21 protein-coding genes and 1 riboswitch are annotated in these 26,269 nt (G+C 48.3%); of the genes, 8 read left to right on the top strand and 13 right to left on the bottom strand.

Features of this window, described 5'->3' with window-relative positions; all coding sequences use genetic code 11:
• Positions 1-98 precede the first annotated feature (98 nt).
• A complete protein-coding gene (locus NSQ19_RS01525; protein WP_013858247.1) occupies positions 99-1,352 on the bottom strand; it encodes an ammonium transporter in 1,254 nt (417 codons plus the stop codon).
• A 277-nt stretch (positions 1,353-1,629) separates the two neighbouring features.
• On the opposite strand from NSQ19_RS01525, the gene NSQ19_RS01520 reads away from it, so the two are divergent.
• The gene (locus NSQ19_RS01520; protein ID WP_315957937.1) at positions 1,630-2,787 is read left to right on the top strand and encodes an iron-containing alcohol dehydrogenase; all 1,158 of its coding nucleotides are present in this window, start codon (positions 1,630-1,632) and stop codon (positions 2,785-2,787) included.
• A 191-nt stretch (positions 2,788-2,978) separates the two neighbouring features.
• Here the strand turns inward: NSQ19_RS01520 and NSQ19_RS01515 are convergent, their stop codons facing one another.
• On the bottom strand, positions 2,979-4,382 hold the full coding sequence (locus NSQ19_RS01515) for an amino acid permease (RefSeq protein WP_029142176.1): 1,404 nt from the start codon (positions 4,380-4,382) through the stop codon (positions 2,979-2,981).
• A gap of 499 nt (positions 4,383-4,881) precedes the next feature.
• Here NSQ19_RS01515 and NSQ19_RS01510 point away from each other — a divergent pair, with 499 nt between their 5' ends.
• The 3 genes from NSQ19_RS01510 to NSQ19_RS01500 are packed head-to-tail and all read left to right on the top strand — an operon-like array spanning position 4,882 to position 7,771.
• The gene (locus NSQ19_RS01510; protein WP_265114491.1) at positions 4,882-5,601 is read left to right on the top strand and encodes a (Fe-S)-binding protein; all 720 of its coding nucleotides are present in this window, start codon (positions 4,882-4,884) and stop codon (positions 5,599-5,601) included.
• A gap of 23 nt (positions 5,602-5,624) precedes the next feature.
• On the top strand, positions 5,625-7,055 hold the full coding sequence (locus NSQ19_RS01505; protein WP_340702230.1) for a LutB/LldF family L-lactate oxidation iron-sulfur protein: 1,431 nt from the start codon (positions 5,625-5,627) through the stop codon (positions 7,053-7,055).
• A complete protein-coding gene (locus NSQ19_RS01500; RefSeq protein ID WP_029142179.1) occupies positions 7,052-7,771 on the top strand; it encodes a LutC/YkgG family protein in 720 nt (239 codons plus the stop codon). The genes NSQ19_RS01505 and NSQ19_RS01500 overlap by 4 nt, the downstream gene beginning before the upstream one ends.
• A gap of 65 nt (positions 7,772-7,836) precedes the next feature.
• Here the strand turns inward: NSQ19_RS01500 and NSQ19_RS01495 are convergent, their stop codons facing one another.
• Complete coding sequence (locus NSQ19_RS01495) at positions 7,837-9,246, bottom strand: amino acid permease (RefSeq protein ID WP_019720533.1); 1,410 nt, start codon at positions 9,244-9,246, stop codon at positions 7,837-7,839.
• A gap of 502 nt (positions 9,247-9,748) precedes the next feature.
• Here NSQ19_RS01495 and NSQ19_RS01490 point away from each other — a divergent pair.
• Positions 9,749-11,137, top strand: a complete 1,389-nt coding sequence (locus tag NSQ19_RS01490) for a hypothetical protein (protein ID WP_013858238.1) — start codon at positions 9,749-9,751, stop codon at positions 11,135-11,137.
• Positions 11,138-11,836: 699 nt separating this feature from the next.
• Here NSQ19_RS01490 and NSQ19_RS01485 read toward each other — a convergent pair.
• From NSQ19_RS01485 to NSQ19_RS01465, 5 genes are read right to left on the bottom strand one after another with little or no spacing between them, the layout of a single operon-like run.
• A complete protein-coding gene (locus NSQ19_RS01485) occupies positions 11,837-12,910 on the bottom strand; it encodes an ABC transporter substrate-binding protein (protein ID WP_019720134.1) in 1,074 nt (357 codons plus the stop codon).
• Positions 12,907-13,716, bottom strand: a complete 810-nt coding sequence (locus tag NSQ19_RS01480) for an ABC transporter permease (RefSeq protein ID WP_340702229.1) — start codon at positions 13,714-13,716, stop codon at positions 12,907-12,909. Before NSQ19_RS01480 ends, NSQ19_RS01485 begins: the two co-directional genes overlap by 4 nt.
• 3 nt (positions 13,717-13,719) lie before the next feature.
• Positions 13,720-14,511: an ABC transporter permease gene (locus tag NSQ19_RS01475; protein WP_019720133.1), complete on the bottom strand. Its 792-nt coding sequence runs from the start codon at positions 14,509-14,511 to the stop codon at positions 13,720-13,722.
• A complete protein-coding gene (locus tag NSQ19_RS01470; protein WP_118498396.1) occupies positions 14,508-15,608 on the bottom strand; it encodes an ABC transporter ATP-binding protein in 1,101 nt (366 codons plus the stop codon). The genes NSQ19_RS01475 and NSQ19_RS01470 overlap by 4 nt, the downstream gene beginning before the upstream one ends.
• Before the next feature lie 30 nt (positions 15,609-15,638).
• Complete coding sequence (locus NSQ19_RS01465) at positions 15,639-16,181, bottom strand: helix-turn-helix domain-containing protein (protein ID WP_026684611.1); 543 nt, start codon at positions 16,179-16,181, stop codon at positions 15,639-15,641.
• Between the two features lie 457 nt (positions 16,182-16,638).
• A riboswitch (Lysine riboswitch) is annotated at positions 16,639-16,832 on the top strand.
• Positions 16,833-16,931: 99 nt separating this feature from the next.
• Here NSQ19_RS01465 and NSQ19_RS01460 point away from each other — a divergent pair.
• Together NSQ19_RS01460 and NSQ19_RS01455 are read left to right on the top strand one after the other, a co-directional pair.
• The gene (locus tag NSQ19_RS01460) at positions 16,932-18,422 is read left to right on the top strand and encodes an amino acid permease (protein WP_340702228.1); all 1,491 of its coding nucleotides are present in this window, start codon (positions 16,932-16,934) and stop codon (positions 18,420-18,422) included.
• Positions 18,423-18,767: 345 nt separating this feature from the next.
• Positions 18,768-20,261 carry a peptide MFS transporter gene (locus NSQ19_RS01455; protein WP_207369097.1) on the top strand — a complete coding sequence of 498 codons (1,494 nt, stop codon included), beginning with the start codon at positions 18,768-18,770 and terminating at the stop codon, positions 20,259-20,261.
• A 67-nt stretch (positions 20,262-20,328) separates the two neighbouring features.
• Here the strand turns inward: NSQ19_RS01455 and NSQ19_RS01450 are convergent, their stop codons facing one another.
• The 3 genes from NSQ19_RS01450 to NSQ19_RS01440 all read right to left on the bottom strand — a co-directional run bounded on the left by NSQ19_RS01450 (position 20,329) and on the right by NSQ19_RS01440 (position 23,514).
• Positions 20,329-21,696, bottom strand: a complete 1,368-nt coding sequence (locus tag NSQ19_RS01450) for an amino acid permease (protein ID WP_340702227.1) — start codon at positions 21,694-21,696, stop codon at positions 20,329-20,331.
• Positions 21,697-21,925: 229 nt separating this feature from the next.
• Positions 21,926-22,492: a nitroreductase family protein gene (locus NSQ19_RS01445; RefSeq protein ID WP_340702226.1), complete on the bottom strand. Its 567-nt coding sequence runs from the start codon at positions 22,490-22,492 to the stop codon at positions 21,926-21,928.
• Between the two features lie 89 nt (positions 22,493-22,581).
• Complete coding sequence (locus NSQ19_RS01440; protein WP_340702225.1) at positions 22,582-23,514, bottom strand: aldo/keto reductase; 933 nt, start codon at positions 23,512-23,514, stop codon at positions 22,582-22,584.
• Positions 23,515-23,606: 92 nt separating this feature from the next.
• Between NSQ19_RS01440 and NSQ19_RS01435 the strand changes: the two genes are divergently transcribed.
• The gene (locus tag NSQ19_RS01435; RefSeq protein ID WP_340702224.1) at positions 23,607-24,158 is read left to right on the top strand and encodes a spore coat protein; all 552 of its coding nucleotides are present in this window, start codon (positions 23,607-23,609) and stop codon (positions 24,156-24,158) included.
• A 363-nt stretch (positions 24,159-24,521) separates the two neighbouring features.
• Here NSQ19_RS01435 and hxlB read toward each other — a convergent pair whose 3' ends face one another.
• Both hxlB and NSQ19_RS01425 read right to left on the bottom strand, forming a co-directional pair.
• The gene (gene hxlB / locus NSQ19_RS01430; protein ID WP_340702223.1) at positions 24,522-25,073 is read right to left on the bottom strand and encodes a 6-phospho-3-hexuloisomerase; all 552 of its coding nucleotides are present in this window, start codon (positions 25,071-25,073) and stop codon (positions 24,522-24,524) included.
• Between the two features lie 558 nt (positions 25,074-25,631).
• Positions 25,632-26,012 (bottom strand): LacI family DNA-binding transcriptional regulator, encoded by a 381-nt coding sequence (locus NSQ19_RS01425; protein ID WP_340702222.1) that lies wholly within the window; start codon positions 26,010-26,012, stop codon positions 25,632-25,634.
• Positions 26,013-26,269 lie beyond the last annotated feature (257 nt).

Below are 26,269 nucleotides of genomic sequence, written 5' to 3'. Positions count from 1 at the left end.
AAGGAATGATGCACTGAAACGGGTACCCTGACCAAGCAAATTAAAAGCCGCCGGGAATGTCCCGGCAGCTGGAAAAAGGCGGATATGCCCGCCCTCTATTATTTTGCTGCAGCCTGTTCGTAAACCCCCTCTTCGTACGGCTGTCCATAAGCATGTTCGCCGTGCAACGTGATATCAAGGCCTCTTTTTTCCGCTTCTTCATCAACGCGGATCGGCATAAACAATTGGATCGCTTTGATGATAATAAAGGAGGCAATGCCGACGAAAATATAGGTGGACACAATGGCGACGAGCTGCTTCCAGACGAGCGACGGATCGCCGTAGAACAAGCCGTTCGCGCCGGCGGAGTTGACCGCTTTGGAGGCGAACAGGCCGGTTGCAATGCCGCCCCATGTGCCGCCGATACCGTGAATGCCGAATGCATCCAGCGTATCATCATAGCCGAGTTTCGATTTCAAATACGTGACGCCCCAGAAGCAGACGATGCCGCCAACCAGGCCGATCAAAATCGATGCCATTGGTGTTACAAACCCGGCTGCCGGTGTGATCGCTACGAGCCCTGCAATGCCGCCCGAGATCGCACCTGACAATGTCGGCTTTTTATTGACAATCCATTCCACCGCGGCCCAGCCGATTAACCCGCAAGCCGCCGCTGTATTGGTATTGATAAAAGCATACATGGCAACTTCGTTTAACGATAAGGCACTTCCGACGTTAAATCCGAACCACCCGAGCCAAAGGAGGCTGCCGCCGATCAGGACAAGCATTAAGTTATGCCGCCCGGTTTCGGATTCTTTCCGTTTGCCGAGTACAAGCGCGAGGATGAGGGCCGCCACGCCGGAAGAAATATGAACCACATTGCCCCCTGCAAAATCGAGTGCGCCAAGGTTGCGGATCCAGCCGCCGACGCCCCATACCCAGTGGGCAACAGGCGCATATACGAGCACGCACCATAAGGAAATGAAAATCAAGTATGCCGAAAACCGCATCCGCCCGACAAAACCGCCTGAAATAATGGCAATGGTTAAAACCGCAAACGTCATTTGGAACATCATGAATAAGTTATGCGGAATCGTCGCGCTGTAATCTGCATTCGGTTTAAAGGTGACATCGTGCAGCCCCGCCCAGCTTAAATCGCCGAGAATCGCGTTGCCGCCGGTTGAAAATGCCAGCGAGTAACCAACAAGAATCCATAATACCGATACAATGCCAAGCGAACCGAAGCTGTACATCGCGGTGCTTAGAACGTTTTTGCTTTTCACCATCCCCCCGTAAAACAGCGCAATCGCAGGTGTCATAACCCAAACAAGCGCCGTCGATACAAACATAAAGACCGAATCTGCAGGAACCATTTGCCTCTTCCTTTCTGATGTTAGATTTTATAACGTATCTTTGTTATATAAATTATCATATGTGATGTCAGCCATTTTTTCAATACTTTTTCGTTAATTTTTTTAAAATTTTTATATTTCTTGTCAGGTTTTCTTACAAACCTGTCAGAATGCGCTTTCAGTGCACAAATCATTACAGATGGGGGCTGTTTTCCTCCTGCAAGCTTTTAAAATGATTGGTACATCCTAAAATGTGGTACAATCTGTCTGTAAAACTCCAAAGAAAGAAGGGAATTGAATGAACCCGTTTACGTTTTATAACCCGACTGAACTGATTTTCGGAAAAGGGCAGCTCGAAAAGCTCAATGAAAAAATTGACCAGCTTGGCAAACGGATTTTGCTTGTATATGGCGGCGGCAGCATCAAACGTTCCGGCTTGTACGATAAATTGCAGGCGATTTTTGAGAAAAAAGCCTGCCATGTGCGCGAACTTGCGGGTGTTGAACCGAATCCGCGCCTGTCCACTGTTAAAAAAGGCATCTCCCTGATCCGCGAAAATGAACTCGACTGGATTCTTGCTGTCGGCGGCGGCAGCGTCATCGACTGCTCGAAAGCAATCGCAGGCGGCGCCCTGTATGACGGCGATGTATGGGATTTTTACGAAAGAAAGGCAAAAGTGGAAAAAGCGCTTCCGCTTGGCACTGTGCTGACGCTGGCTGCGACGGGTTCAGAGATGAACAAAGGCTCCGTTATTACGAACTGGGAAACACAGCAAAAACACGGAGCGAGCATGACTTTCCCGGCGTTCTCGATTTTAGACCCAGAAAATACGTTTACCGTGCCGCGCAACCAGACTGTTTACGGCATTTCAGATACGCTCTCGCACGTATTTGAGCAATATTTTTCGCATACAACAGAAATTCCGTTGCAAACCGGCTTTGCGGAAACGATTATGAAAACCGTGATCGAAAATGCGCGCAAAGTGCTGCAAAACCTTGAGGACTATGATGCACGCGCAAACTTAATGCTGAGTTCCACTTTTGCTCTTAACGGCCTGCTTGCGGCCGGCGTGGAAACCGACTGGGCAACGCACTCGATTGAACATGCCGTCAGCGCTGTTTACGATATCCCGCACGGCGGCGGGCTTGCGATCATCTTCCCGAACTGGATGAAGTATGTATATAAAGAAAATATCCCACGTTTCAAACGGTTTGCCGTTGAAGTATGGGGTGTGGATCCTGAAGGAAAAACGGACGAAGAAACGGCTCTCGCCGGCATTGATGCAGTCCGTGCTTTCTTTAACGAAATCGGCGCGCCAAGCCGGCTTGCAGATTACAATATCGGCGATGACAAGCTCGGCGTCTTGGCGGAAAAAGCTCTGCCATTCGGCCCAATCGGCAACTTTCGAAAACTGGGCAAAGAAGATGTGCGGGAGATTTTGAGAATGAGCTTGTAATAAGAAAAGGATGTCCTATATAGGGACATCCTTTTCTTATTGACGGGGCCTGCGAAATGAGGGGTTATCGTCTTTAAAATACTCGCACCCCACTTCCGAATCAGCAGAAATTCCGGACAAAGCGGCGGCCCGTTAGAAACCGACCAAGCAAAGGAGCCCAGTCAGGAAGCAGCCTTCCCAACGGGTTGCAGTTACTCCAGCACTTCTTTATATACTTTATTTTCCCGCATCAAAACCGGGTACAAAACCAGGCCGATAACAAACAGCCCGATGCCGAGGAAGAATGTTTTTAAATCGGCAGTGCCGGTGATGATGACCCATATAGAATAAACCAGCGCAATGCCGGTAATGATGCCGTCCGTTGTGCGCGCGCCAAGAGACGTATAAGTTTCCCCAGCTGCCACCAGCTTCAACTGGTAAATAACCGATACAAGATACGGGATCAAATACGCCAGTGTTGCCACAACAATGGCAAAATCATATGCTTCCGAAATGGTGTCCGATACAGTGGAAAATAAAAAGATTTGCGTCATCATATTCGTTACCAATAACGAACGGGACGGCGATCCTTTTCTGTTCGTTTTCCCGAAAAATGCCGGAAAAAGTCCGGACTTTGCCGCCTGGTACGGCACTTCGGAGCTGACAATAATCCAGCCTACCGTGGAACCGAACAAGGAAATGAGCGCCAGTGCGGCTAAAATATACTGGCCGTTTGCACCGAGCACCTGGCCGAGCGCATCGACAAGCGGCTTATGCGAGACGCGCAGTTCAGCCTGGGACAAAGCGCCCATTGTCAGCAGGGTAATGCCGACATAAATCAAGATCGAGATCAAAAGGCCCAGAAGTGTTGCCTTTTTCACATCTTTTTGTGATTTGGCGCGGTTTGACAGCATCACCGCCGATTCTATCCCGATAAACGCCCACAATGTGGAGATGGCGCCGCCGTTAATTTGCCCGAAGAGAGAAACGGCGTGGCCGTCCGCATCGGTAAAAGCTTTCGCATTGCCGAAGTTCGCGGCATCGAATGCAAAAACGGTAATGACGATAAACATCATAAAGCCGAGCACTTTTGTGACCGTCGCCACAAGATTCATTTTTCCGCCGCTGTTAAAGCTATGCGACAGGATCCATTGAATCCCCCATAGCATCACTGTACACACGGCAAATGTCAAAAATTTCCCGTCCTCCATTTGGAAAGAGCCGAGCGAAAACAAGATTTTCGTGCTTTGCATAATCGGGAAAAATGTCGTTAAATAACCCGCAAACGAAATAATGACGGAAGCCGTTGCCGCCCAGTTGGCTGCCCAGTAGCCCCATGCCATGCTGTAGCCGGCGACCCGGCCGGCCTGCTTCGATTTAAAAAGCGACTGTGCGTAGCTTTGCGGCCCTGCTTTCAGTTCCGGTTTCCGGATGGCCAGGTTTCCGAACACGAGCGCAATCATCAAAACGCCAAAGCCGGTCAGAACCCATGCAAGTGTTGAACCGAGCGCCCCGGCCTTATTTGCGAGATTGGCCGGCAGCATGAAGACCCCGCCGCCTACCATATTGCCAACAACGAACGTGGTTAAAGTCCAAAGTCCCCATTTTTTATTCATGTATATTCACCCTCTGTGTTGGTTTGGTTTCGCTCCATTTCATGTCATTATTTTAACGTATTTCTTTAGTTTGGTAAAGTGATAAATTGCTAATGTGGTAAAATTATAGTCTGGTAAGAAAAGGAATTTGACAGGAAGCCTGGAAGCGCACAAACCAAAACCGGCAAGATGCCAGGCCAAGATCAATTGGCAATGCTGCGGGATGAAGAGAAAAGGAAACGCAAACCGATCCCGGAAAAAACCTGATGCCCAAGCTTGCGGCCGGGCCAAAAAAAAGCGGCAAATCAGGTGCTTTATTTGTATTTTTCCATTAAAATGAATATATAGAATGGACTTAACTTTTCAATTCCGAAACGGGAATCAATCAGGCTTGCCGTTTTATACGGCAAAAGTTTTAAATCCTATATTTCTTTCATTGCCAAGTTTTCACTATAAGGAGTATAATAACAGTAATCCGGTCATCTGATGATTGGCCTAATACTATAAGAAGGTGAATATTGTGAGAGTGAGTTTGTTCATCACTTGCCTTGTCGATATGTTCAAAGCGGACGTCGGGAAAGCAATGGTGGAAGTGCTGGAGCGGCAGGGCTGTGAAGTTGATCTTCCAAAAGGCCAGATCTGCTGCGGGCAGCCGTCCTATAACAGCGGTTATCTGGAAGATACAAAGCCTGCGATGAAACAAATGATGAAAGCGTTTGAAAACGCAGATTACGTCGTATCCCCTTCCGGCTCATGCGCATACATGTTTAAAGAATACCCGGAAATTTTTGCGGGCGACCCGGTGTGGGAACCAAAAGCAAAAGCGCTCGCTGCAAAAACATACGAATTTACACAATTTCTCGTGGATGTATTAAAAGTGGAAGATGTCGGGGCAAGCCTGCACGCAAAGGCCACCTACCATCCATCATGCCATATGACGCGCCTGCTCGGGGTAAAAGACGCGCCTATGAAACTGTTAAAACATGTGGACGGCCTTGAATTTATACCGCTGCCTAATGCATTGTCATGCTGCGGATTCGGCGGCACATTTTCCGTGAAAATGAGCGAAATCTCCGAGCAAATGGTGGACGAAAAAGTGGAGCACGTCGAAGAAACCGGCGCCGACGTTTTAATCGGCGGCGACTGCGGCTGTTTAATGAATATTGGCGGCCGGATGACGCGTAAAGGAAAACCGATAAAAATTATGCATATTGCTGAAGTTTTGAACAGCAGGGATTAAAAAACGGCAAAGGGGTGAAAAAAATGGGTTTATCGATTAGTGATGAAAAATTTAAAGGCAGGGTCGAAGAAGGCATCAACGATGATTTTATGCGCGGTGCCGTCCGAAGTGCCCAGGAACGGCTGCAAACCAACCGGCTGGCAGCGGCCAATGAACTCGGAAACTGGGAAGAATGGCGTTCGCTCGGCGAAAAAATCCGCCAGCATGTTTTAAACAATCTGGACTATTATCTATATCAATTAAGCGAAAATGTATCGAAACGCGGCGGCCATGTCTTCTTTGCCCAGACCGCTGAAGAAGCGAGCCGGTATATTAAAGAAGTCGTGCAGAAAAAAAACGCGAAAAAAGTGATTAAATCGAAATCGATGGTGACGGAAGAAATCGGCATGAACGAAGCCCTGATGGAAGCGGGCAGCACTGTTGTCGAATCCGACCTCGGCGAGTACATTTTACAGGTGGCCGGCGACCATCCTTCCCATATCGTCGCGCCGGCTTTGCACAAAAACAAAGATCAAATCCGTGACGTGTTCCGCGACCGCCTCGGCTATACCGGCACAGAAAAACCGGAGGAGCTGGCCGCGTTTGCACGTAAAGTTTTGCGCGAAGAATTTTTATCAGCGGAAATCGGGATTACCGGCTGCAACTTTGCCATTGCCGAAAGCGGATCGGTCGGCCTTGTCACAAATGAAGGGAATGCCGACATGGTCACAACCCTTCCGAAAACACAGATCGCTGTGATGGGGATGGAACGGCTTGTCCCGACTTACGAAGAGTTTGAAGTTTTGGTGAGCCTATTAACGAGGAGCGCGGTCGGTCAGCGGCTGACGAGTTATATTACAACCGTGACCGGCCCGAAAGAAGCAGGAGAAGTCGACGGGCCGGAAGAATTCCACCTCGTGATCGTCGACAACGGGCGTTCCGATATTCTCGGGACGGAATTCCAACAGGTGCTGCAGTGCATCCGCTGTGCAGCCTGCATCAATGTTTGCCCGGTTTACCGGAATATCGGCGGCCATTCGTATGGCTCCATTTACCCGGGACCGATCGGCGCGGTATTAAGCCCGCTTTTAGGCGGATACGACAAATACAAAGAACTCCCGTACGCCTCTTCGCTTTGCGGCGCCTGCACGGAAGCCTGCCCGGTGAAAATTCCGCTGCATGAGCTTTTGATCAAGCACCGCCAAGTGATCGCGGAAAAAGAAAAACGCTCGCCGGTAGCGGAACGGCTGCTGATGAAAGCATTCGGTGTCGGCGCTTCAAAACCCGGGCTTTACGGGGCAGGGGCAAAAATGGCTTCCAAAGTCGTCCGCCCGTTTTTAAAAGACGATTTGATCCACAAAGGGCCTGGCCCGATGAAACCGTGGACGGATGTGCGCGATTTCCCTGCGCCGAACAAAGAACCTTTCCGCGACTGGTTTGAAAAGCGGGAAAAAGACAGGGGGCAGAAAAAATGAACGGAGCCATCCAAAACCGGGATGCATTTTTAAAAAATATTGCCGGCAGGCTCGGCCGCAAGCCGGTTGTATCCGGTGTTGCCCGCCCGGATTACAAGCACAAGCCGCAATATGATGTACTGCCAAATGCAAACCAGGAGGAACTGCTGGAAGTATTGCGCCAGCAGTCGCTCAGTGTCCATGTTGATTTTTTTGAAACGGATGCAAAAACTTTGCCCGGAAAATTAAACGAAGTCGTGGAACTGTACGGCGGCGGGCCTGTCTCGCTTTGGAATGACAGGCGGTTTGGGGAATTCGGTTTAACCCCGCTGATTGAGGAAGGCTGGCCGAAATTGGGAATTGAAACCCATGTCTGGGATCCCGAAATCGGCGAAAAAAATATCGCGCTGTGCGAGAAAGCGAATGTCGGGATTACGTTCAGTGATATCACATTGGCGGAATCCGGCACGGTGGTTTTATTCAGCAGTAAAGAACGCGGCCGGTCGGTCAGCCTGCTGCCGAAAACCTATATCGCGATTGTGCCGAAAAGCACGATTGTCCCGCGTATGACGCAGGCCGCCTTAAAGATCCGCGAAAAAATCAAAAACGGGGAAACCGTCCCGTCGTGCATCAATTTTATTACAGGCCCAAGCAACTCCGCTGACATTGAAATGAACTTGATCGTCGGCGTCCATGGGCCAGTTAAAGCAGCTTATATTGTCGTAAACGATCAATAACAAAACGTAAAAAAATTCAAAAAATAGATGGCCTGCTGAAACAGGCCATCTATTTTTTTTGGATTTTATGCTGTTTTTTTCGCTCCCTGCTGCAGCTCACTGTGGCGGATACTGTATCCGAAGTAAATGACCATGCCGATTGCGAACCAGACAGCGAAACGGATCAAAGTTGCCGGCTGCAGGCTTGCGATCAGGATGGTGCAACAAATCGCGCCAAGGGCTGGCAGGACTGGCACAAGTGGCGCTTTAAACGGGCGTTCCAGATCCGGGCGTTTATATCGGAGCACGATGACTGCCACGCATACAATCACAAATGCAGCAAGCGTCCCAATATTGGTCATCTCAGCCACGATATTGATCGGCAGGAACCCGGCTGTGACCGCGGTTACGATCGCGACCAGAACGGTTGAAGTCGCCGGGGTTTTTCTCCTTTCACTGACTTTTGAAAAAATTTTAGGCAAAAGTCCATCACGCGACATGGCAAACAATACACGCGTCTGCCCGTATGCCATGACAACCAATACGGAAGTAATCCCGCAAATGGCCCCGACGGAAACCAGTGCCGCACCCCAGTGAATGCCGATTTGCTGCAATGCATAAGCAACTGGAGCAGAAGCAGCTTCCGGCCTGCCGAAAATGCTGAATTTGACAACGCCTGTCAAAATGGCGGAAACGATGATATACAACACGGTACAAATTAACAAGGAGAACAAAATTCCGCGCGGCACGTCTTTTTGCGGGCGGCGCGTTTCTTCCGCAGCTGTCGACACAGCATCAAAACCGATGTAAGCAAAGAAAATAACCGCTGCGCCCGAAAGCACGCCTTTAAACCCGAACGGCATGAACGGATGCCAGTTGACCGGTTTTACATGCCCGACAGCAAGCACGATAAACAACAGGACAACGGCCACTTTAATGGCTACGATGATGCCGTTCAGGCGGGATGTCTGCTGGACCCCTGAATACAACAGCCAGGCAACCAAAGCGATGATGAGAATGGCCGGCAGGTTGACAATGCCGCCGTCCATCGGTGCAAGCGTCAGCGCTTTTGGCAGATGGACCCCGAGATTTCCGAGCAGGTTCACGGCGTATCCGGACCAGCCGATCGCAACGGTCGCAACCGCCAGGCCGTATTCCAAAATTAAATCCCAACCGATAATCCATGCCCAAAATTCACCCAGCGCCGCATACCCGTAAGTATAAGCACTTCCGGCAACCGGCACCATTGATGCAAATTCTGCATAACACAAGGCAGCAAATCCGCATGCGAGGCCCGACAGGATAAAGGAAATGACGAGTGCAGGGCCGGAATAGTTTGCTGCTGCCACACCTGTCAGCACGAAAATGCCTGTGCCGATAATGGCGCCGATCCCAAGCAAAGTGAGATCGAGTGCACCAAGCGCTTTTTTCAGCCCTTGCTTGCCCTGGGTCTCTTCTACAAGGTTTGCGATTGCTTTTGTCTGAAAGATGCTCATCTCTCATCCTCCCCAAAATTTTTGTATAATTGCATATCTCTATTATACTTTTCATTGAAAATTTATCAATATAGAAATATAACAAATTAATAAAAAATTTTGATTGTAAGAAATTATAACCCTTATCACGCTTTTCCAGCCTGCCCGGATATATCCGTATTGGTTTGCCGGCAGCAAAAACTGTTGTATTTGCATCGTAATAGAACATGGCAGCGTAAAAACTTTGCATATGAAATAAAAGAACGTCCGCGAAGCTTTTTCGTGAAGGCCCCTGATACGTTTACCCGGGGCCGGGTAAGCATATCAATTCGCAATTTAACCCTGCGGCGGGCTTTTGCCACGGATCTTTTGCCTGCCAACGGTGGTTCAGCGCCAAAAACAGGCCTAAAATCTTTCTTGGAACAACCCGCAATCTTTCAAAATCGTGAGCCTGCTACGGAATATCCGATGGTCGCAATCCCGCTGCTGTATGGTATAATCAAACTATCAAGGAGGGGATTTTATGGCAGCCCAATTGACCATTACAGACCGCAAACACGTGATTCACGCGGATATAGAAAGGATGGCCGTTTTTTTGCAGGGCAAATTTGTCGAGGCAACCGGTGATGATGGCCGCCTGTGGTATGTGATTTTTTACAAGGACCATTATTTGAACGCGGTACCCGCCGCCAAAATCAAACGGCAGTCCGCAGTGGCGCAGGCTTTCCGTGACTGCATTGTGCTGGAGCCTCCCCATCCGCTGATTGATTTGCTTTTCCAGCCGGGTTGCTCTTTTAAAACCGTTCATTTTGCCCAGCTTACCGGCAAAATGGAGAAACTGTTCCCGCCACTTGAAGCCGCCTGGATTGCCACGTTTTTCGAATCGTTTGTCCCGAAACGGAAGCTCTTTGAATATATCCAGTCCATCTTTTACGAATACCGCCGCAACGGCCAGCTATTGCAGTGCGCGCGCATCCTCCGCATCTTAAAAGATTTTGCGCCGAAGCAAAGCTGGGTCAAGCAAATGTCCCGCGATTTAAATCTGATTAAGTACGACAAACTCTTTCAATCCTATTCACCCGAACTGATCCGGAAAGACCCCCTTTATGCCGAAAAACTTTTATATGAGAAAATGCCGGATACCGATGCTTTTGCAAAACTTTGCAGCCTGCTGCGGGCGCAAAACCGGTGGGCGGACGAAATCGCGTTAAGCCTTGAACAGATGGAGGCGGCGCCATCCGATGCCGGTTACAAAGCCCTTCTTGAGCGGCTGGAGGCGCATTTTGAACAGGCGGAAAAAATGGCCATTTTGGAAAATCTTTATGCCCGCATCCGGCAGTTTGAACCGCTGCAGCAGGATTTACTGAAGTTTTATATTGAGACAAAACAACTGGAAAAAATGATCCCGATGATGCTTGAGGAACAGATTCAGCTTAGTGCGAAACAGGCGGAAAAAGTGGAAAATATGCTTGAATCATGGAGCCCGGATGGCCATACAGATGTGGAAACGCTGAACCGGCTTGCCCCACTTTTTTCCGGGCACCCGGCACAGGCAGAGAAATTTGCGGCAAAGTGCATTTCATATTTGTTACAGCACCGAGACACTTCCTATATAATGGAATGGCTGCTTCCGTTCAAGAAAGCAGCGGGGCATTTGCCGGCCATCCGCAAAGTGGAGCAAATGCACCAAATGGCGGACGATCCCGACAAGCAATCGCTGCTCGGAGAATTGTATTTTGAATTTGGGCAATACGACAAGGCGCTTGACTGTTTCAGCTGGGAAATGGAGTTGCGGGAAAACGACCCAACCCCGGTCAAATGGTTGTCAAAAATTTATCACGAACTCGGCATGCAGGCGGAATCGAATGCATACCGGAATTTGTATATTGATATGGAAAAACGAAGAGCATAAGGCGGGGGCGGTCCCTGCTTTTTTTATCGGCCGGGCACGCGGGTCCCCCAATGGCTGCGATGAAGGACATTTTCGAGGTCAGGCGGGGTCCCTTTTGTCTTTCATGCCTGTGATGAAGGACATTTCTGGGGGCGGGCGTCTCTCTTTTGTCTTTCATAACCATGATGAAGGACTTTTCGCGGGCGGGACGGGTCCCTTTTGTCTTTCATAACTTTGATGAAGGACATTTCTATTGGCGGGCGGGTCCCTTTTGTCCTTTTGAACTCTCCAAAAAGACATTTCGAACACTACCCAAGCCGCTTTTGTCCTTTTAAAACCTCCAAAAGGACATTTCTATCGCTGCACAAGCCGCTTTTGTCTTTTTGAAGCCTTCAAAAGGACATTTCGAACACCAACCAAGCCACTTTTGTCCTTTTGAACTCTCCAAAAGGACATTTCGATCGCTGCCCGGGCCGTTATTGTCTTTTTGAAACCTCCAAAAGGACATTTTGACCACTACCCGGGTTCCTTTTGTCTTTTTGAGGCCTTCAAAAGGACATTTCGAACACTACCCAAGCCGCTTTTGGCCTTTTGAAACCTCCAAAAAATATCTCAATCACCACCCGAGTGATGTCCGTGCCCGCTGGAAAAGACATTCAGCCGGTTATTTTCGCCCGTGATCAACTTGAAAGCCGCCCCGCGGATTCGGGACGGCTTTCGTTATTTGGTATGCATTTTAAATTCCAAAAACAGCTCATTATAGCGGGCGAGTTTTTTCTTGCCAAGATTTTTATATACTTCGAGTTTCTTTGTAAGTGCAGCGTCCGGATAAAAACGGCGGTCGCCGGAAATCGATTTTGGCAAAAGCTGCAAAGCCGCTTGGTTCGGCGTTGAATAACCGACGTACTCGGCGTTTTGCGCGGCATTTTTCGGATCGAGCATAAAATTGATAAACTTCAGGGCGCCATCTACGTTTTTCGCTGTTTTCGGGATAACCATGTTGTCGAACCAGAGATTGGAGCCTTCGCTCGGCACAACATAGTTCAGCTTTTTATTCTCCGACATGATTTCAGCCGCATCTCCCGACCAGACAACCCCGAGCGAAGCTTCTCCATTGGCCAGCAGCATCTTGATTTCATCACCGACGATCGCTTTCACATTCGGCATCAGCCGGTCAAGTTTTGCTTTTGCCTGCTGCAAATGTTTTTCATTCGTGTCATTCAACGAGTAATGCAGGCTGTTGAGCCCCATCCCCATCACTTCGCGGGCGCCGTCCACAAGCAGAATCTGATTTTTCAAATCGGGATCCCACAGGTCATCCCAGCTTGTAATTTTTTTGCCGCCGAGCATGCTTGAATTGTATACAATCCCGACTGTCCCCCAGAAATAAGGCACCGAGTATTTATTTCCCGGGTCAAACGGCAAATCCATAAAGCGCGGGTCGATATATTTCAAGTTCGGCAACTTCGAATGATCAAGCGGAATCAGCAAGTTCTCCTTTTTCATCTTTTCGATCATATATTCGGACGGAACCGCAACATCAAACGTTGTGCCGCCCTGGGAGATTTTCGTCATCATGGCTTCGTTCGAATCGAAAGTCTGATAAATGACTTTGATGCCGGTCTGCTTTTCAAATTTCTTAATCAAGGCGGGGTCGATATAATCCCCCCAGTTGTAAATCGTAAGCGTATTGCCGCCTGCGTAGCCTTCCGTTTGGTTCATGCGCCCGGCGAGAAACTGCAGGGCAAGGGCAACCACGAGTATCGCAATGAAAACACGCAACAACTGTTTCATCTTTTAACCCCCATTCCGTTCGTGCGGGCCTGGCGCTGGTTAATAAGGTAGTACCCGATCACAAGGATAATGGAGAAGAAAAAGAGCAGCGTTGACAGCGCGTTAATCGTGAGTGAAATCCCCTGGCGCGCCCGTGAATAAATTTCAACGGAAAGCGTGGAATAGCCGTTCCCGGTGACAAAAAAGGTGACGGCGAAATCATCGAGCGAATACGTGAGCGCCATGAAAAAACCGGCAAAAATACCGGGCGTAATATACGGGAGAATCACTTTTGACAACACATCCCACTGGCTCGCCCCGAGGTCGCGCGCCGCATCCATCAAAGTCGGGCTCATTTCCTGCAGTTTCGGCAGCACCATCAACACAACAATCGGAATGCAAAAAGCGATGTGCGAAACGAGAACAGACGTAAAGCCGAGCTTGATTCCTGCAATCGTAAATAAAATCAGAAACGAAGCGCCGATAATGACGTCCGGGCTTACGATCAGCACATTATTGAGCGAAAGCAGCGCATTTTTCGTTCTTCTTCTTTTCACAAACCGGATCGCGAGCGCCCCCATCACACCGATCACCGTTGAAATCACGGATGCGAGAAGCGCAATCACAAGCGTGTTGATGACAATGATCACAAGGCGCGTGTCCTGGAACACTTCCTTGTACCATTCCCATGTAAAACCGGTAAATTCATGCATGTTCCCTGCTTTGTTGAACGAATAATACATTAAATAAAAGATCGGTGCGTAAAGGACGATAAACACAAATATCAGATATAAGTTTGACCATTTCCATCTTTTTTTCAACTTCATCCCTCACTTCCGGTTGCCGGTCACAATCATAATGACGACCATGGCAATGATCAAAAAGACGGCGATCGTAGACCCCATGCCCCAATCCTGTGTGACAAGGAAATGCTCTTCAATTGCCGTACCGAGCGTAATGACACGGTTTCCCGCAATCAGGCGCGTAATCATAAAGAGTGACAGAGACGGAATAAAGACCGCCTGGCACCCCGATTTTACGCCGTCCATCGTGAGCGGAAACACAACGCGGCGGAACGTGGTCCATTTCGAGGCGCCAAGATCGCGTGCCGCATCCATAAAGACCGGGTTCAGTTCTTCAAGCGCGTTATAAATCGGCAAAATCATAAACGGGATAAAAATATAAGTGGACACAAACAAAAAGCTGAAGTCTGTAAATAAAATCTGCTTTTGCCCAATGCCAATCCATTCAAGAAACGAGTTGGCCGGGCCGAATGTGCCGAAAATCCCGAGAAACGCATACGCTTTTAACAACAAATTGATCCATGTCGGCAAAATGATTAATAAGAGCCAAAGCTGCTTATGCCGCGATTTTGTCAAAAGATAGGCGGTCGGATACGAAATTAAAAGCGTAAACGCCGTAATCAAAAATGCATACCAAAAAGAGCTCAGCGCCATTTTCAAATAAACGGGCGTAAAAAATTTTTCATAGTTGACAAGCGACAAATGCCCTTCAATATCAAAAAAAGAATAATAGAGAATGAGCAAAATCGGTGCGACTACAAAAAGAAGGATCCACAGCAAATACGGAACGAGATAAAAAGCGCGTGCATTCACTTTCATGGCCGGACCTCATCGTACGCTTCCAAGCGCCGGTCGAATTCCTCTTCCGTTTCGCCGAATCTCATCACGTGGATCGCTTCCGGTTCAAAATAAAGGCCGATCGTATCCCCGACTTTTGCTTTTTTTGTCGAGTGGACAAGCCATTCATTTCCCTCTTCATCGTAGCAGCAAATTTCATAATGGACGCCGCGGAACAGCTGGGTATCCACACGCACTTTCAAATTTCCTTTTTCCGGCGTCGTGATCTCCAGGTCTTCCGGGCGGATGACAATTTCAACCGGCTCGTTCGGGTTAAGGCCGCGGTCTACGCATTCAAACGCACGGCCGTTAAATTCCACAACAAAATCCTTGATCATTTTTCCCGGAAGGATATTGGACTCGCCGATAAAGTCCGCGACAAAGCGGTTGATCGGTTCATCGTAAATATCGGTCGGCGTACCGCTCTGCTGGATTTTCCCGTTATTGATGACAAAAATTTCATCGCTCATCGCAAGCGCTTCTTCCTGGTCGTGCGTGACAAAAATAAACGTAATGCCAAGGCGGCGCTGCAGTTCACGCAGTTCATACTGCATCTCTGTCCTTAGCTTCAAATCCAGCGCGGAAAGCGGTTCGTCCAGCAAAATCACTTCCGGTTCATTGACAATCGCGCGCGCAATCGCGACCCGTTGCCGCTGCCCGCCTGACATTTCGCTGATTTCCCGGTTTTCATAGCCTTCCAGGTTCACAAACTTCAAGGCTTCTTTTACTTTTTGGTCAATCACAGCCGCCTTCATTTTTTTAATGCGCAGCCCGAACGCGACGTTTTCATACACATTTAAATGCGGAAACAGCGCATAATCCTGGAAAACGGTATTGACCTGGCGCCGGTTGGCCGGAACGTCATTCACGATTTTTCCGTTGATGTAAATATTTCCTTTTGTCGGCGCAATAAATCCTGCAATCAGGCGCAAAATGGTTGTTTTCCCGCAACCCGACGGCCCGAGCAGGGTGTAGAATTTTCCGCGTTCAATTTCAAAACTGACGTCATCCAAAATAGCAGGATCATCGTCGTATTGTTTCGTGACATGGTCAAAACGAATGATGATATCGCTGTTCATTGCTGTCCTCCTCTTCTTTCCGCATGCAGCCTACAGATACGATTCCGTGGCAACGAGCACAAGCCTGGACCGGCCTTCCGCGTCATTCAGTATCTGATGCTCATCGGATGCATGATAATAAATGGCTTCTCCGGCTTTCGCACGGTACAGGCGTTTGCCAAGCCGCACCGCAATCCGGCCTTCTAATACATAGGCAAAGGTTTCCGATAAAGAAGGTTCAAAGGTTTTAAACTCCCCCTTTTCCTCAAGCGTGAGCAGGATCGGTTCCATTTCCTTTTCATTCGACTCCGGGACGAGCCACTGGATTTTATACCCGCGCTCTTCATCGAGATAATCGGTCTGGTCTTCTTCCCCGTATACCACTTTTTGTTCACGCTCTTCTTCATCAAAAAATTCTTTTGGCGTGCAGCCGAGCACTTCCAATATATTAAAAAACGTGTCAATCGAGGGGGAGCTTAAATCCCGCTCAAGCTGGGAAATGTAGCCTTTGCTTAAATCCGTGCGCTCTCCAAGTTCCTCCTGGGTGAGTCCTTTTTTCAACCTTAAGTTTTTAATCTTTTTCCCAATTTCCATCATAAGCCCTTCCCATTTGTTTAGCATTTGTAAACTCAAAGGCAAGGAAGTTCTGTTTTATTAAACTTTAAGTTTACTTTCATTTGTATTATACAAAAAAGCAGGCAGATGTAAAGGCCTTTTTGAAAAAAACACGAATCAGGCTGTCCTCCTGCCTGTTTGTACCCGCGAAAAAGCGGCAGCCCCTCCTTTCCAGCCAACGAACCATCCCAATCAGGTATTTGCACTTTTCGCACGGAAAGGCAGATGTTTGTAATAAGCCTGTACATAAAATGAACAAAATATTGCCGCGCTGTTGCCCGCTGCAAAAAGTCAATCATGCGAATTGGCACCGGGCTTGATGTAAAAACTTAAGCCCATTTGTCACCCCATTCTGCTGCCTTTTCTATTGATTTTCCCTAAAAAAATAACTATAATAATATGTAAATCAAATGGAATAAAAAATCCTCATCAAATCCGGTGAGGTAGAGGTCGCAGCTTTTATGAGTAAATCGGACGAGACACGGGTAAAGTTTAAGACTCCGGTTGAAAGGAAAAGCTGCCGAAACGTGGTGCCGGATCCCGCGGTGCCATGTTGGGGCTGTTTCCGAACAGGAACAGAACTGTCACATATGCGATTCCCCCTCGCATATGTGTTGAGCTATCTTCGGAAGGTTGATGGAGGGTATACGCTTTGATGCCGCGTCTCCACGACTGCGGCATTTTTGTTTATTCCCTGCTCCTTCCTATATAAAAAGGAGTGAATCAAGGATGGATGACTTCTATCATGGGCAAAGCACTGCAGCCGGAGCGGTTCCCGTTGCAAAAAAGGGTGAATTGACGAAGCTGAAGCGGAAATTAAAATCCCGCCACCTGACCATGATTTCCCTCGGTGGATCAATCGGAACCGGGCTTTTTCTGGCAAGCGGCGGGGCAATCCACAGCGCGGGGCCTGGCGGTGCGCTTCTCGCTTATGCATTAATCGGCGTCATGGTGTACTTTTTAATGACAAGCCTTGCAGAAATGGCCGCCTACATGCCGGTTGCAGGCACCTTCAGCACGTACGCAACAAAATTTGTTGATCCGGCACTTGGATTTGCGCTTGGCTGGAACTATTGGTACAACTGGGCGATCACGATCGCAGCCGAATTATCAGCAGCAACCATTATCATGAAATTCTGGTTCCCGCACATGCCTTCGATCGTGTGGAGTGCGGCTTGCCTTCTCATCATGTTCTTATTAAATTATTTATCTGTAAAAGGGTTCGGGGAAGCTGAATACTGGTTTGCAATCATTAAAGTCGTAACCGTCATTGCCTTTATCATTGTCGGCGCACTGATGATTTTCGGGATTATGGGCGGAAAAACAATCGGCTTTTCTAACTTTACGATTGCAGACGGCCCAGTCCACGGCGGATTCCTGGCCGTGCTCGGGGTTTTTATGGCAGCCGGGTTTTCATTCCAGGGAACAGAACTGCTCGGGGTTGCGGCCGGTGAAAGCGAAGATCCGGAAAAGACCATTCCGCGTGCTGTGAAATCTGTATTTTGGAGAATCTTGCTTTTCTATATTCTGGCGATTTTTGTCATCGGCCTGTTGATTCCGTTCACGGATTCGAGATTAACCGCCGATGACATTACGATGAGCCCGTTCACAATTGTATTTCAGCGTGCCGGCATTGCTTTTTCGGCTTCTGTCATGAATGCGATTATTTTAACGGCTGTTCTTTCTGCCGGCAACTCGGGCATGTACGCGTCAACGCGGATGCTCTGGGAACTTGCGTGCGACGGCAAAGCGCCGAAATTCCTCGGGAAACTGGATAAACGCGGGGTGCCGGTGAATGCACTGATTGTCACTGCGCTTGTCGGAACGGTTGCTTTCCTTGCGTCTTTCTTCGGCGACGGGGCAGTGTACAACTGGCTCCTGAACGCATCCGGCTTATCCGGCTTTATCGCCTGGCTCGGCATTGCCATCAGCCATTACCGATTCCGCCGTGCATATGTAGCACAAGGCAAAGCTTTGAGCGACCTGCCTTACCGTTCAAAATGGTTCCCATTCGGCCCGCTATTTGCGTTTGCCGTTTGTACGGTCGTCATTCTCGGGCAAAACTACCAGGCATTTTTGGGAGACCATATTAAGTGGGGAAGCGTATTTGTCTCGTATATCGGCCTCCCCATCTTTATTGCCGTATGGCTCATTTATAAATGTGTGAAAAAGACAAAAGTCGTTTCTTTACGGGAATGCGATTTTAACCGGGAACCATAACGGAAAAACCTGCGGTGGATGCCGCGGGTTTTTACTTTTATCAGAAACTTACTCTTTACATAAATTATATGAAATTTACCTTTATTTCTATTTATGAAAACGTTTCCCTTACCTAGGAAAAAATTCTTTTTAAATATTTTCTCAGCACAAAATCCTTTATTTCACGCGGGTTTCAGGGCTTAAACAATAGCGCACACAAATTTGCCAAAAAATTAATCTTTATTTTTTTCCCATTTTACGTTAATATTTTATCTATCGCATTTATTCCCCGAAAAAACCAGCACTTATTTTTCAGTTAATTTCACAAATTGTGCCAATATGGGATGTTTACAAGGAGGCAATGGCATGTCAACAATCGACAAGAAAAAAGTTCTGGAAACTGTTCCACAGACCGGATTTTTCGGTCATCCAAAAGGATTGTCGACTTTATTTTTCTTAGAGTTTTGGGAGAGATTCTCCTACTATGGGATGAAAGGGATTCTGATTTACTACATGTATGACCGCCTGTCAAACGGCGGGTTGGGATTGGATCCGACAACAGCCGCATCGATTGCTTCGATTTACGGCGCGCTTGTTTACATGTCGGGGATTATCGGCGGCTGGATTGCAGACCGCCTGCTTGGCTCCGCCAGAACCGTTTTTTACGGCGGGGTGCTGATTATGCTCGGGCATATTGCGTTGTCCTTTCCGGGAGGGTTCCCGGCGCTGATCGTTTCTATGGTGCTGATTGTGCTTGGGACAGGCTTGTTAAAACCAAATGCCGCTTCAACCGTCGGGGAATTGTATGATGAAAAAGACCTGCGCCGCGACTCCGGTTTCAGCATTTACTACATGGCGGTTAACCTCGGTGCCTTCCTTGCGCCGATCATTGTCGGGACTATCGGCCAGGGGTACAATTACCATCTCGGCTTCAGCATTGCAGCCATCGGAATGTTTTTCGGTTTGATCTCATTCGTGATGTCCAGAAAGAAAAATCTCGGGCTTGCCGGCTCTGTCGTGCACAACCCGCTGACGCCGGAAGAAAGAAGATCGACTTTCACCAAAATCGGCGTAGGAGCTGTCGTCCTGATTATTTTGCTGGCGATTACCATTCCGACACGGATTTTAAATCTGAACAGCTTTATTACCATCGTCAGCATTTTAGGATTTTTGATTCCTGCCTGGTACTTCTTTATGATGTACTTTAGCAAAAAAACATCGAAAGACGAACGCTCACGCATTTTGGCTTATATTCCTTTATTTATTGCTTCCATCGTCTTCTGGGCGATTGAAGAACAAGGCGCGAGTTTGCTCGCCGTCTATGCGGACAAGCGGACACAGCTGAATTTTGCCGGCATCCATATTTTGCCGTCCTGGTTCCAGACACTTAACCCGCTGTTTATCGTCGTCTTTGCGCCGGTTCTGGCTTCGCTTTGGGTGAAGCTGGGAGACAGGCAGCCGTCCACACCGGTTAAATTTTCTTTCGGGCTCATCCTTGCCGGTTTTTCCTATATTGTCATGATGGTGCCGGCTTACCTTAACGGCTCTTCGTCGCTTGTGAGCCCGCTCTGGCTTGTATTGAGCTACTTCCTTGTCGTGATCGGGGAACTTTGCTTGTCACCGGTTGGTTTGAGCGTATCGACGAAGCTGGCGCCAGCTGCATTTTCGGCGCAAATGCTCAGTCTCTGGAACTTGTCTGATGCTGCGGCCCAAACGTTGAATGCCCAGCTTGTCAAACTGTACAGCGCCGACCATGAAGTGATCTACTTCGGCGGCGTCGGTCTTGTTTCGGTCATTTTGGGCATATTCCTGCTTCTCTATGCACCGGTCATCAAACGGCTGATGAGAGGGATAAAATAATAGATGAAGTGATTAAAAATACCAGAAAAACCCGCTTGGAAATCCCTTTCCAAACGGGTTTTTCTGGTTAAATGCTTTTCTTCTTTCGTGTCAGGCCGTAAGCGATGACAAGCAGGATGAACCATACTGGTGTCACAAATAAGGCAACACGCGTATCTTTTGCAATCCCGAGAACAACCAGGACAAAGACAAAGAACAAGAGTACAACCCAGTTGATGACCGGGGCAAACGGCAATTTAAAGGAGATTTTGGCCGCTTCTTCCGGCATATTTTTCCGGAAACGCAAGTGGGCAACCATAATGACGCCCCATACCCAAACAAAACAGATGGACGAAATGCTTGTGACAAGCGTAAAGACTTGTGTGCTCTTCATAAAATAATTCAGCACGACGCCGATTAACAGCATGATCGTTGAACCAAGCAGAGCAGGTGCCGGGACATTCCGCTTGTTTAACTTTTTAAACATTTTCGGCGCTTTTCCGTCTTCCGCAAGAGAATACAGCATACGGCTTGTACTGAAAATGCCGCTGTTGCACGAGGAAGCCGCCGAAGTGAGCACCACAAAATTGATGATGCCTGCTGCAGCCGGAAGACCGATATCGGCAAATACCCGGACAAACGGGCTCGCGTCCGGATTCAGCCGGTTCCAAGGATAAATCGACATGATGACAAACAAAGCGCCGACATAAAACAGTAAAATCCGCAGCGGAATCTGGTTGATCGCTTTTGGCAGCGTCTTTGATGGATCCTCTGCTTCCCCGGCTGTTACGCCGACCAGTTCAATCCCGACAAATGAAAAGATGGCCATTTCAAACGCCAGCAGAAACCCTTTAGAACCATTCGGGAAAAAGCCGCCGTGCTGCCACAGGTTCGTAAAAGAGGCATGTGCCCCATGGCTTTGAAAACCGGCGAACACGAGGAGAATGCCGATAATAATGAGCGCAATAATGGTCACAACTTTAATGATGGCGAACCAAAATTCCATTTCCCCGAATGCTTTGACTGTCGCAATATTGATGAGAAACAGAACAGCGACGCAAATCAAAGCGGGAATCCACTGCGGCAATTCGGGTACCCAAAATTGAACATACATGCCGACTGCGGTAATTTCGGCAATGCCGGTTACAATCCAGCAAAACCAATAGGTCCAGCCGGTAATAAAGCCTGCCCACGGTCCGATAAATGTTTCGGCAAAATGGGTAAACGATCCGGTAATCGGCTTGTACATCAGCAGTTCACCGAGTGCCCGCATCATAAAGAAAAGAGCTAAGCCGATTACGAAGTATACGAGCATAATAGACGGGCCGGCAAAGTGAATCGATTTACCGGAACCGAGGAAAAGCCCCGTCCCGATTGCGCCCCCGATCGCAATCAATTGAATATGGCGGTTTTTCAGCCCGCGACTCAGTTCTTGTCCATTCGGGCTTTGATCCATACCGATCAACTCCTTATCTATGTATAAATTTGATTATATCACAATCTTCTTATTTGCTGCCGGCAAAAAAACAAACCGTATGTGCAAACGCCTCTGCGGTCGTGTCAGGGTTTTGCAAGGCAGCCTTTATTGTGCGCTTTCAAAAACGTCGGGCTGAAACTTCCCATTTTTGAGAAAATTCAACATGCAGAAGCGAACCGGCCCATGATAAGAGCCGGTAAGCTTGGGTTTAAGCAAACCATTGCGTTTTTTCTTCTGCTGGGGTTCGTTGCGCTTTGATGTCCAATTCCTTTTTCGGATAGCCAACATAGATGAGCCCAGCAATTTTATCTTTCGGTTCGAGGTTCAGGTAGTTTTTCAATTCGGGTTCATGCGCGATGTCACCGGTCCTCACGATTGTAGCCAAACCGAGCTCGGTTGCCGTAAGCAGCAAATTTTGGATCGCACAACCAGTCGCAACGACTTCCTCAATTTCCGGAACAATGCCGGAAGGACTGACGGCAACCGCGATGATCACCGGCGCTCGCAGCGGCCCTTTACGCGCTTTTTCAATCTTTTTCTCCGCTTCTTCTTCACTCAGGCCTTCCGCTTTCCGGGCTGCAATCCGGGCCATTTCCTCTCCGAGTTTGGCGCGTCCTTCCCCTTTAAACACGCGGAATTTCCACGGTTCTGTTTTCTTATGGTTTGGCGCCCACGTGGCAGCTTCGAGCAACGTTCTAATGACATCATCGGGCACCTCTTTATTGTCTGTCACACCGATGGAACGGCGCGATTTGATCAGATCCATCACACCCATTTTCCCAACTCCTTTAGCCATATTAGTTTAAGTATAAGACAGGAAAATACGTCAATCAACAAAAAACATTTTTCCACCGTGGAAATACATTATTGAAAGATGGCGCTGATCTTTTGCAGATCTGCTTCCGTCAGGCTGACTTCCAATGTTTTCAGATTGTCAATCACCTGTTCCGGCCGTTTGGCACCCGGAATGACAGCATCAATGGAAGGCTGGGCGAGATACCAGGCGAGCACAACATGCGCGACATCCACGCCTTTTTCTTTCGCAATCGGGCGGAGCTTGTCAACCTTTTCCAAATTGCGGAGATAGGTTTCGCCCTGGTAGAGCGGATTTTTCGCACGCCCGCCTTCAAATTTGGTATCTTTTGTATATTTGCCGGCAAGAAGCCCGGATGCAAGCGGAAAGTACGGAATAAACGAAATGCTGTTTTCCGCTGTGTACGGAAGCAAATCTTTTTCAGCCCCGCGCTTGAATAAATTGTACTCCGACTGCAGCACATCGACATACCCGTCTTTGTTTGCCTCTTTCAGTTGTTCAATGGAAAAATTAGAAACGCCGATTGCACGGATTTTTCCTTCATCTTTCAGTTCTTTCAAGGCGCCGACCGCTTCGTCTTTCGGGGTGCGGTCATCCGGAAAATGGATATAAAACAAATCAATATAATCGGTTTTCAGGCGTTTCAGGCTACTTTCGACGGCTTCTTTTAAAAATGAAGGGGAGTTGTCGAACACCACTTTTCCATCGACAAATTTATGCGCACCTTTTGTGGCGAGGACGACCTTGTCACGGCCGCCGTGCTCTTTCAGCACCTCGCCGATCAGCTCTTCCGAACGTTCCGGCCCGTAAATAAACGCTGTATCAAGAAAATTGATGCCATGGTCAATGGCCGTGCGCACCACTTCTTTCCCGGTTTCATCATTGAGATTCGGGTGGATATTATGCCCGCCGACCGCGTTTGTTCCGAGGCCGACCGGGTTGACATACAAATCCGATTTGCCGAGCCTTCTTTGTTTTTCCATCTTACCTCCGCCTTTCTCTTCAGATTTCATTTTTTATCATAACAAATCAAAAAGAAATGTAAAAATATTTCGGTTTCCGGCCAAACAGGCACATGCACGGACCGTTTGCATACAAATGGGAACGTGTGAAAGAAAAAGGAGGGAATATTGTGGCAAGAACGTTAGCTTGGCATGAAACTTTGGAAATTCATGAGCTGGTTGCATCCCAGACGATTTGTTTGATCCGGTTTAAATCAGTCGTGAGAAATGTGTCCGATGCAGGACTCCGGGAACTGTATACGTTTTCGATCCGGGCACTTGAAAAAAATATCCGCGACCTCCTGCAGTTTTATCCGCAGGCGCCGCGGGAAGAGGAAACAGAAGAAAACGAGGAGCGGCAAACCAACCCCGGATTTCAGGCCGGTGAACTGCTGACTGCTTCTAAAACAGCTGTAAGAAATTATGCCGCTGCGATCACGGAAACAGCCACGCCGGCATTGCGCACCGTGCTTGTGCGCCATTTAAACAGCGCGATCGACTGGCATGCGCGCGTATTCAACTATATGCATGAACATGGCATGTACCCGGCCTACAACTTAAGCCAGTTGCTGAACAACGATGTCCGGAACGCCAACCGGGCGCTGCAAATGCGGGAAGAAGAGTGAGTGATACCGGCGCCCGTGCTGCATTGAATGCGGCGCCAGCGAAGGAATATAGATCAACCGGCACCTATTACAGCAAAATAAATAACGCCGGGAAAAAGGATGAAATCAGCCGGCGTAAATGTGCAGGATAAAAAAATGGAAAACCGCGGATCGATTGTTCGTCCGCGGTATATCCTTTCAACGATACAGCAAGCCGATCCGCAAACGGAATGGCCCGGATCCGGCCCCTTATCCAGCGGGATAAGGAAAAGCCATATCTGCTGTTTTTTCCTGTGTTTCATTACCACTTTGCCTTATTCAGAAACCGGATAGCCAAATCCCGTTGCTTGCTCGGTCCCGTTCGCATTTGCGCTCTTCCATCTCTTATTCCAGATTGCTGTCCCGGCTCAACGCCGCTTCATCCCCCGATTCCTGCTGTCCGGCAATTTTCAGGCAAACCGCGTCAAAAAACAGATGGACGGACTGGTCGAACAATGAGCTGAGCGGCTGCCTGCTTTCAATTTCTCCCGGCCTCCGGTATTTCGTGGCAGACGGAATATGGACCACGCTATCCGAAGTTTCCGCAAGCCTCGAAGACGGATCAGAAGTCACGCCCACAACAGATACCCCATTCTTTTTCGCTTTTTCCGCCGCTTGCACAACATTGGAAGTCGTGCCGGAACCAGAGACGGCAATCAATAAATCTCCTGGCTGAATGGAAGGGGTGATCGTCTCGCCGACGACAAACACATGGAAACCAAGATGCATGAGCCGCATCGCAAAAGACTTGGCCATCAGCCCTGAACGCCCCTCGCCCAATACGAAAATGCTTTTCGGAGAGGCAAGCATATCCGCAAGCTTTTCCACTTGTTCCCCGTCTATTTTTGAAAATACCGTTTGAATTTCATTTAAAATGACTTCTATTTCCCGATTCATTTCAATGCCTCCCAAGTTTCTTTTATCTTTCTTGCCGCAAGCAAAGGGTCACTTGCCTTGCTGATTGCCGAACCAACAATGAGCGCAGCTCCCGCCGGATTTCCACCCCGTCACATCCGGCCTCGCGGATGGCGGCGAATAACACCGGGTAAGAAAAAATGGCAGTATCCTGAAATGCATTCATGGTGACAAATAAATGGGCCATTGGCCATTGGTGTTTCCTCTTTTCTTATTTGTTGGAACCAGATTTCGTTTATGGATTGGGACCGGTACCATTTTTTCGTGCCGGACCTGTATTTTTTAGCTTTAGAGCGTGCGATGTTAAGATGTTATTTGGATTTTTTCTTTTACTGTATCTATCGTTTTTTCCGTTTTGGATGCTTCTTTCCGGGAGCTCTCTTTTTCTTTTAATGGGACCGATACCATTACAGGAGAAAGCTGCCACTTCTTTTCTGGCCAATCCCATGTTGGCATCTTTTCAAGCTATCCCGCAGGGTTTCAGCCTGTATCGTCGCTTCTTTTTTGGTGAAGCCGGTCTCACTTTTCCTTAGGGGGAAGTCATCTCCCCGGGGCAGATCCCCTTTCAATCAAACGCGTCTGGTAAGAGATCGTCTGGGCCGGCGATTCGTTATCCGCCAGCCGTTTTAAAATAAGCTCCATTACTGTTTTGCCAATTTGATAAGTCGGCTGTTCAGTTGTATACGGGTTGGTAATATCGGCAACCAGCGCGCCAATCAAGTAGCTGCGGCTATTTTTCAGCCCTCTCGCCAAATTATTCGGGCGGTATTGAAGTTCATCGATCACCTGCTTGATTTTTTGCCGGGTTTTCGGTGACAATTCATGAAACCGGCCGCCTAAATATCTTGAAACGGTCGATTTCGACACGCAGGCCTTCTTTGCTACATCGTAAATCGTAACTTTCGCTTCTTTTCCCCTCATGTTGTTTACCATCCATCTTTAAAATGAAACCGGTACCATTTGATTTCGTTATAACAGAGTATGGAGAGCTGTCAAATAAAAAATAGCATCCTGTTATTTCTATCCTGTTTGTAAAAATTCCGTTGGCATTCCGGTCTGTTTTTTTTTGAAGGCTTGAGTCATGTTTGGGCGTTTCCTCTCCCGCTTCTCGGACTTTCTTTCCCGTCGGCCTAATGAAACTCGGTAATTAGCCGGCGTTCTTGTTTGAATGTTCATCC

It is taken from the genome of Weizmannia sp. FSL W8-1119, assembly GCF_038008605.1.
In the GTDB taxonomy this organism is placed as follows: Bacteria; Bacillota; Bacilli; order Bacillales; family Bacillaceae_C; genus Weizmannia; species Weizmannia coagulans.
Note: the sequence above shows the minus strand (reverse complement) of the source record. Positions and strands in the feature narration are given on the sequence as shown.

Bases quoted from the DNA above. Each gene is read 5' to 3' on its own strand.
- NSQ19_RS01525 (WP_013858247.1), bottom strand. From the start codon at position 1,352: ATGGTTCCTGCAGATTCGGTCTTTATGTTTGTATCGACGGCGCTTGTT.
- NSQ19_RS01520 (WP_315957937.1), top strand. From the start codon at position 1,630: ATGAACCCGTTTACGTTTTATAACCCGACTGAACTGATTTTCGGAAAA.
- NSQ19_RS01515 (WP_029142176.1), bottom strand. From the start codon at position 4,382: ATGAATAAAAAATGGGGACTTTGGACTTTAACCACGTTCGTTGTTGGC.
- NSQ19_RS01505 (WP_340702230.1), top strand. From the start codon at position 5,625: ATGGGTTTATCGATTAGTGATGAAAAATTTAAAGGCAGGGTCGAAGAA.
- NSQ19_RS01500 (WP_029142179.1), top strand. From the start codon at position 7,052: ATGAACGGAGCCATCCAAAACCGGGATGCATTTTTAAAAAATATTGCC.
- NSQ19_RS01495 (WP_019720533.1), bottom strand. From the start codon at position 9,246: ATGAGCATCTTTCAGACAAAAGCAATCGCAAACCTTGTAGAAGAGACC.
- NSQ19_RS01490 (WP_013858238.1), top strand. From the start codon at position 9,749: ATGGCAGCCCAATTGACCATTACAGACCGCAAACACGTGATTCACGCG.
- NSQ19_RS01485 (WP_019720134.1), bottom strand. From the start codon at position 12,910: ATGAAACAGTTGTTGCGTGTTTTCATTGCGATACTCGTGGTTGCCCTT.
- NSQ19_RS01480 (WP_340702229.1), bottom strand. From the start codon at position 13,716: ATGAAGTTGAAAAAAAGATGGAAATGGTCAAACTTATATCTGATATTT.
- NSQ19_RS01475 (WP_019720133.1), bottom strand. From the start codon at position 14,511: ATGAAAGTGAATGCACGCGCTTTTTATCTCGTTCCGTATTTGCTGTGG.
- NSQ19_RS01470 (WP_118498396.1), bottom strand. From the start codon at position 15,608: ATGAACAGCGATATCATCATTCGTTTTGACCATGTCACGAAACAATAC.
- NSQ19_RS01465 (WP_026684611.1), bottom strand. From the start codon at position 16,181: ATGGAAATTGGGAAAAAGATTAAAAACTTAAGGTTGAAAAAAGGACTC.
- NSQ19_RS01460 (WP_340702228.1), top strand. From the start codon at position 16,932: ATGGATGACTTCTATCATGGGCAAAGCACTGCAGCCGGAGCGGTTCCC.
- NSQ19_RS01455 (WP_207369097.1), top strand. From the start codon at position 18,768: ATGTCAACAATCGACAAGAAAAAAGTTCTGGAAACTGTTCCACAGACC.
- NSQ19_RS01450 (WP_340702227.1), bottom strand. From the start codon at position 21,696: ATGGATCAAAGCCCGAATGGACAAGAACTGAGTCGCGGGCTGAAAAAC.
- NSQ19_RS01445 (WP_340702226.1), bottom strand. From the start codon at position 22,492: ATGGGTGTGATGGATCTGATCAAATCGCGCCGTTCCATCGGTGTGACA.
- NSQ19_RS01440 (WP_340702225.1), bottom strand. From the start codon at position 23,514: ATGGAAAAACAAAGAAGGCTCGGCAAATCGGATTTGTATGTCAACCCG.
- NSQ19_RS01435 (WP_340702224.1), top strand. From the start codon at position 23,607: ATGCACGGACCGTTTGCATACAAATGGGAACGTGTGAAAGAAAAAGGA.
- hxlB (WP_340702223.1), bottom strand. From the start codon at position 25,073: ATGAATCGGGAAATAGAAGTCATTTTAAATGAAATTCAAACGGTATTT.
- NSQ19_RS01425 (WP_340702222.1), bottom strand. From the start codon at position 26,012: ATGAGGGGAAAAGAAGCGAAAGTTACGATTTACGATGTAGCAAAGAAG.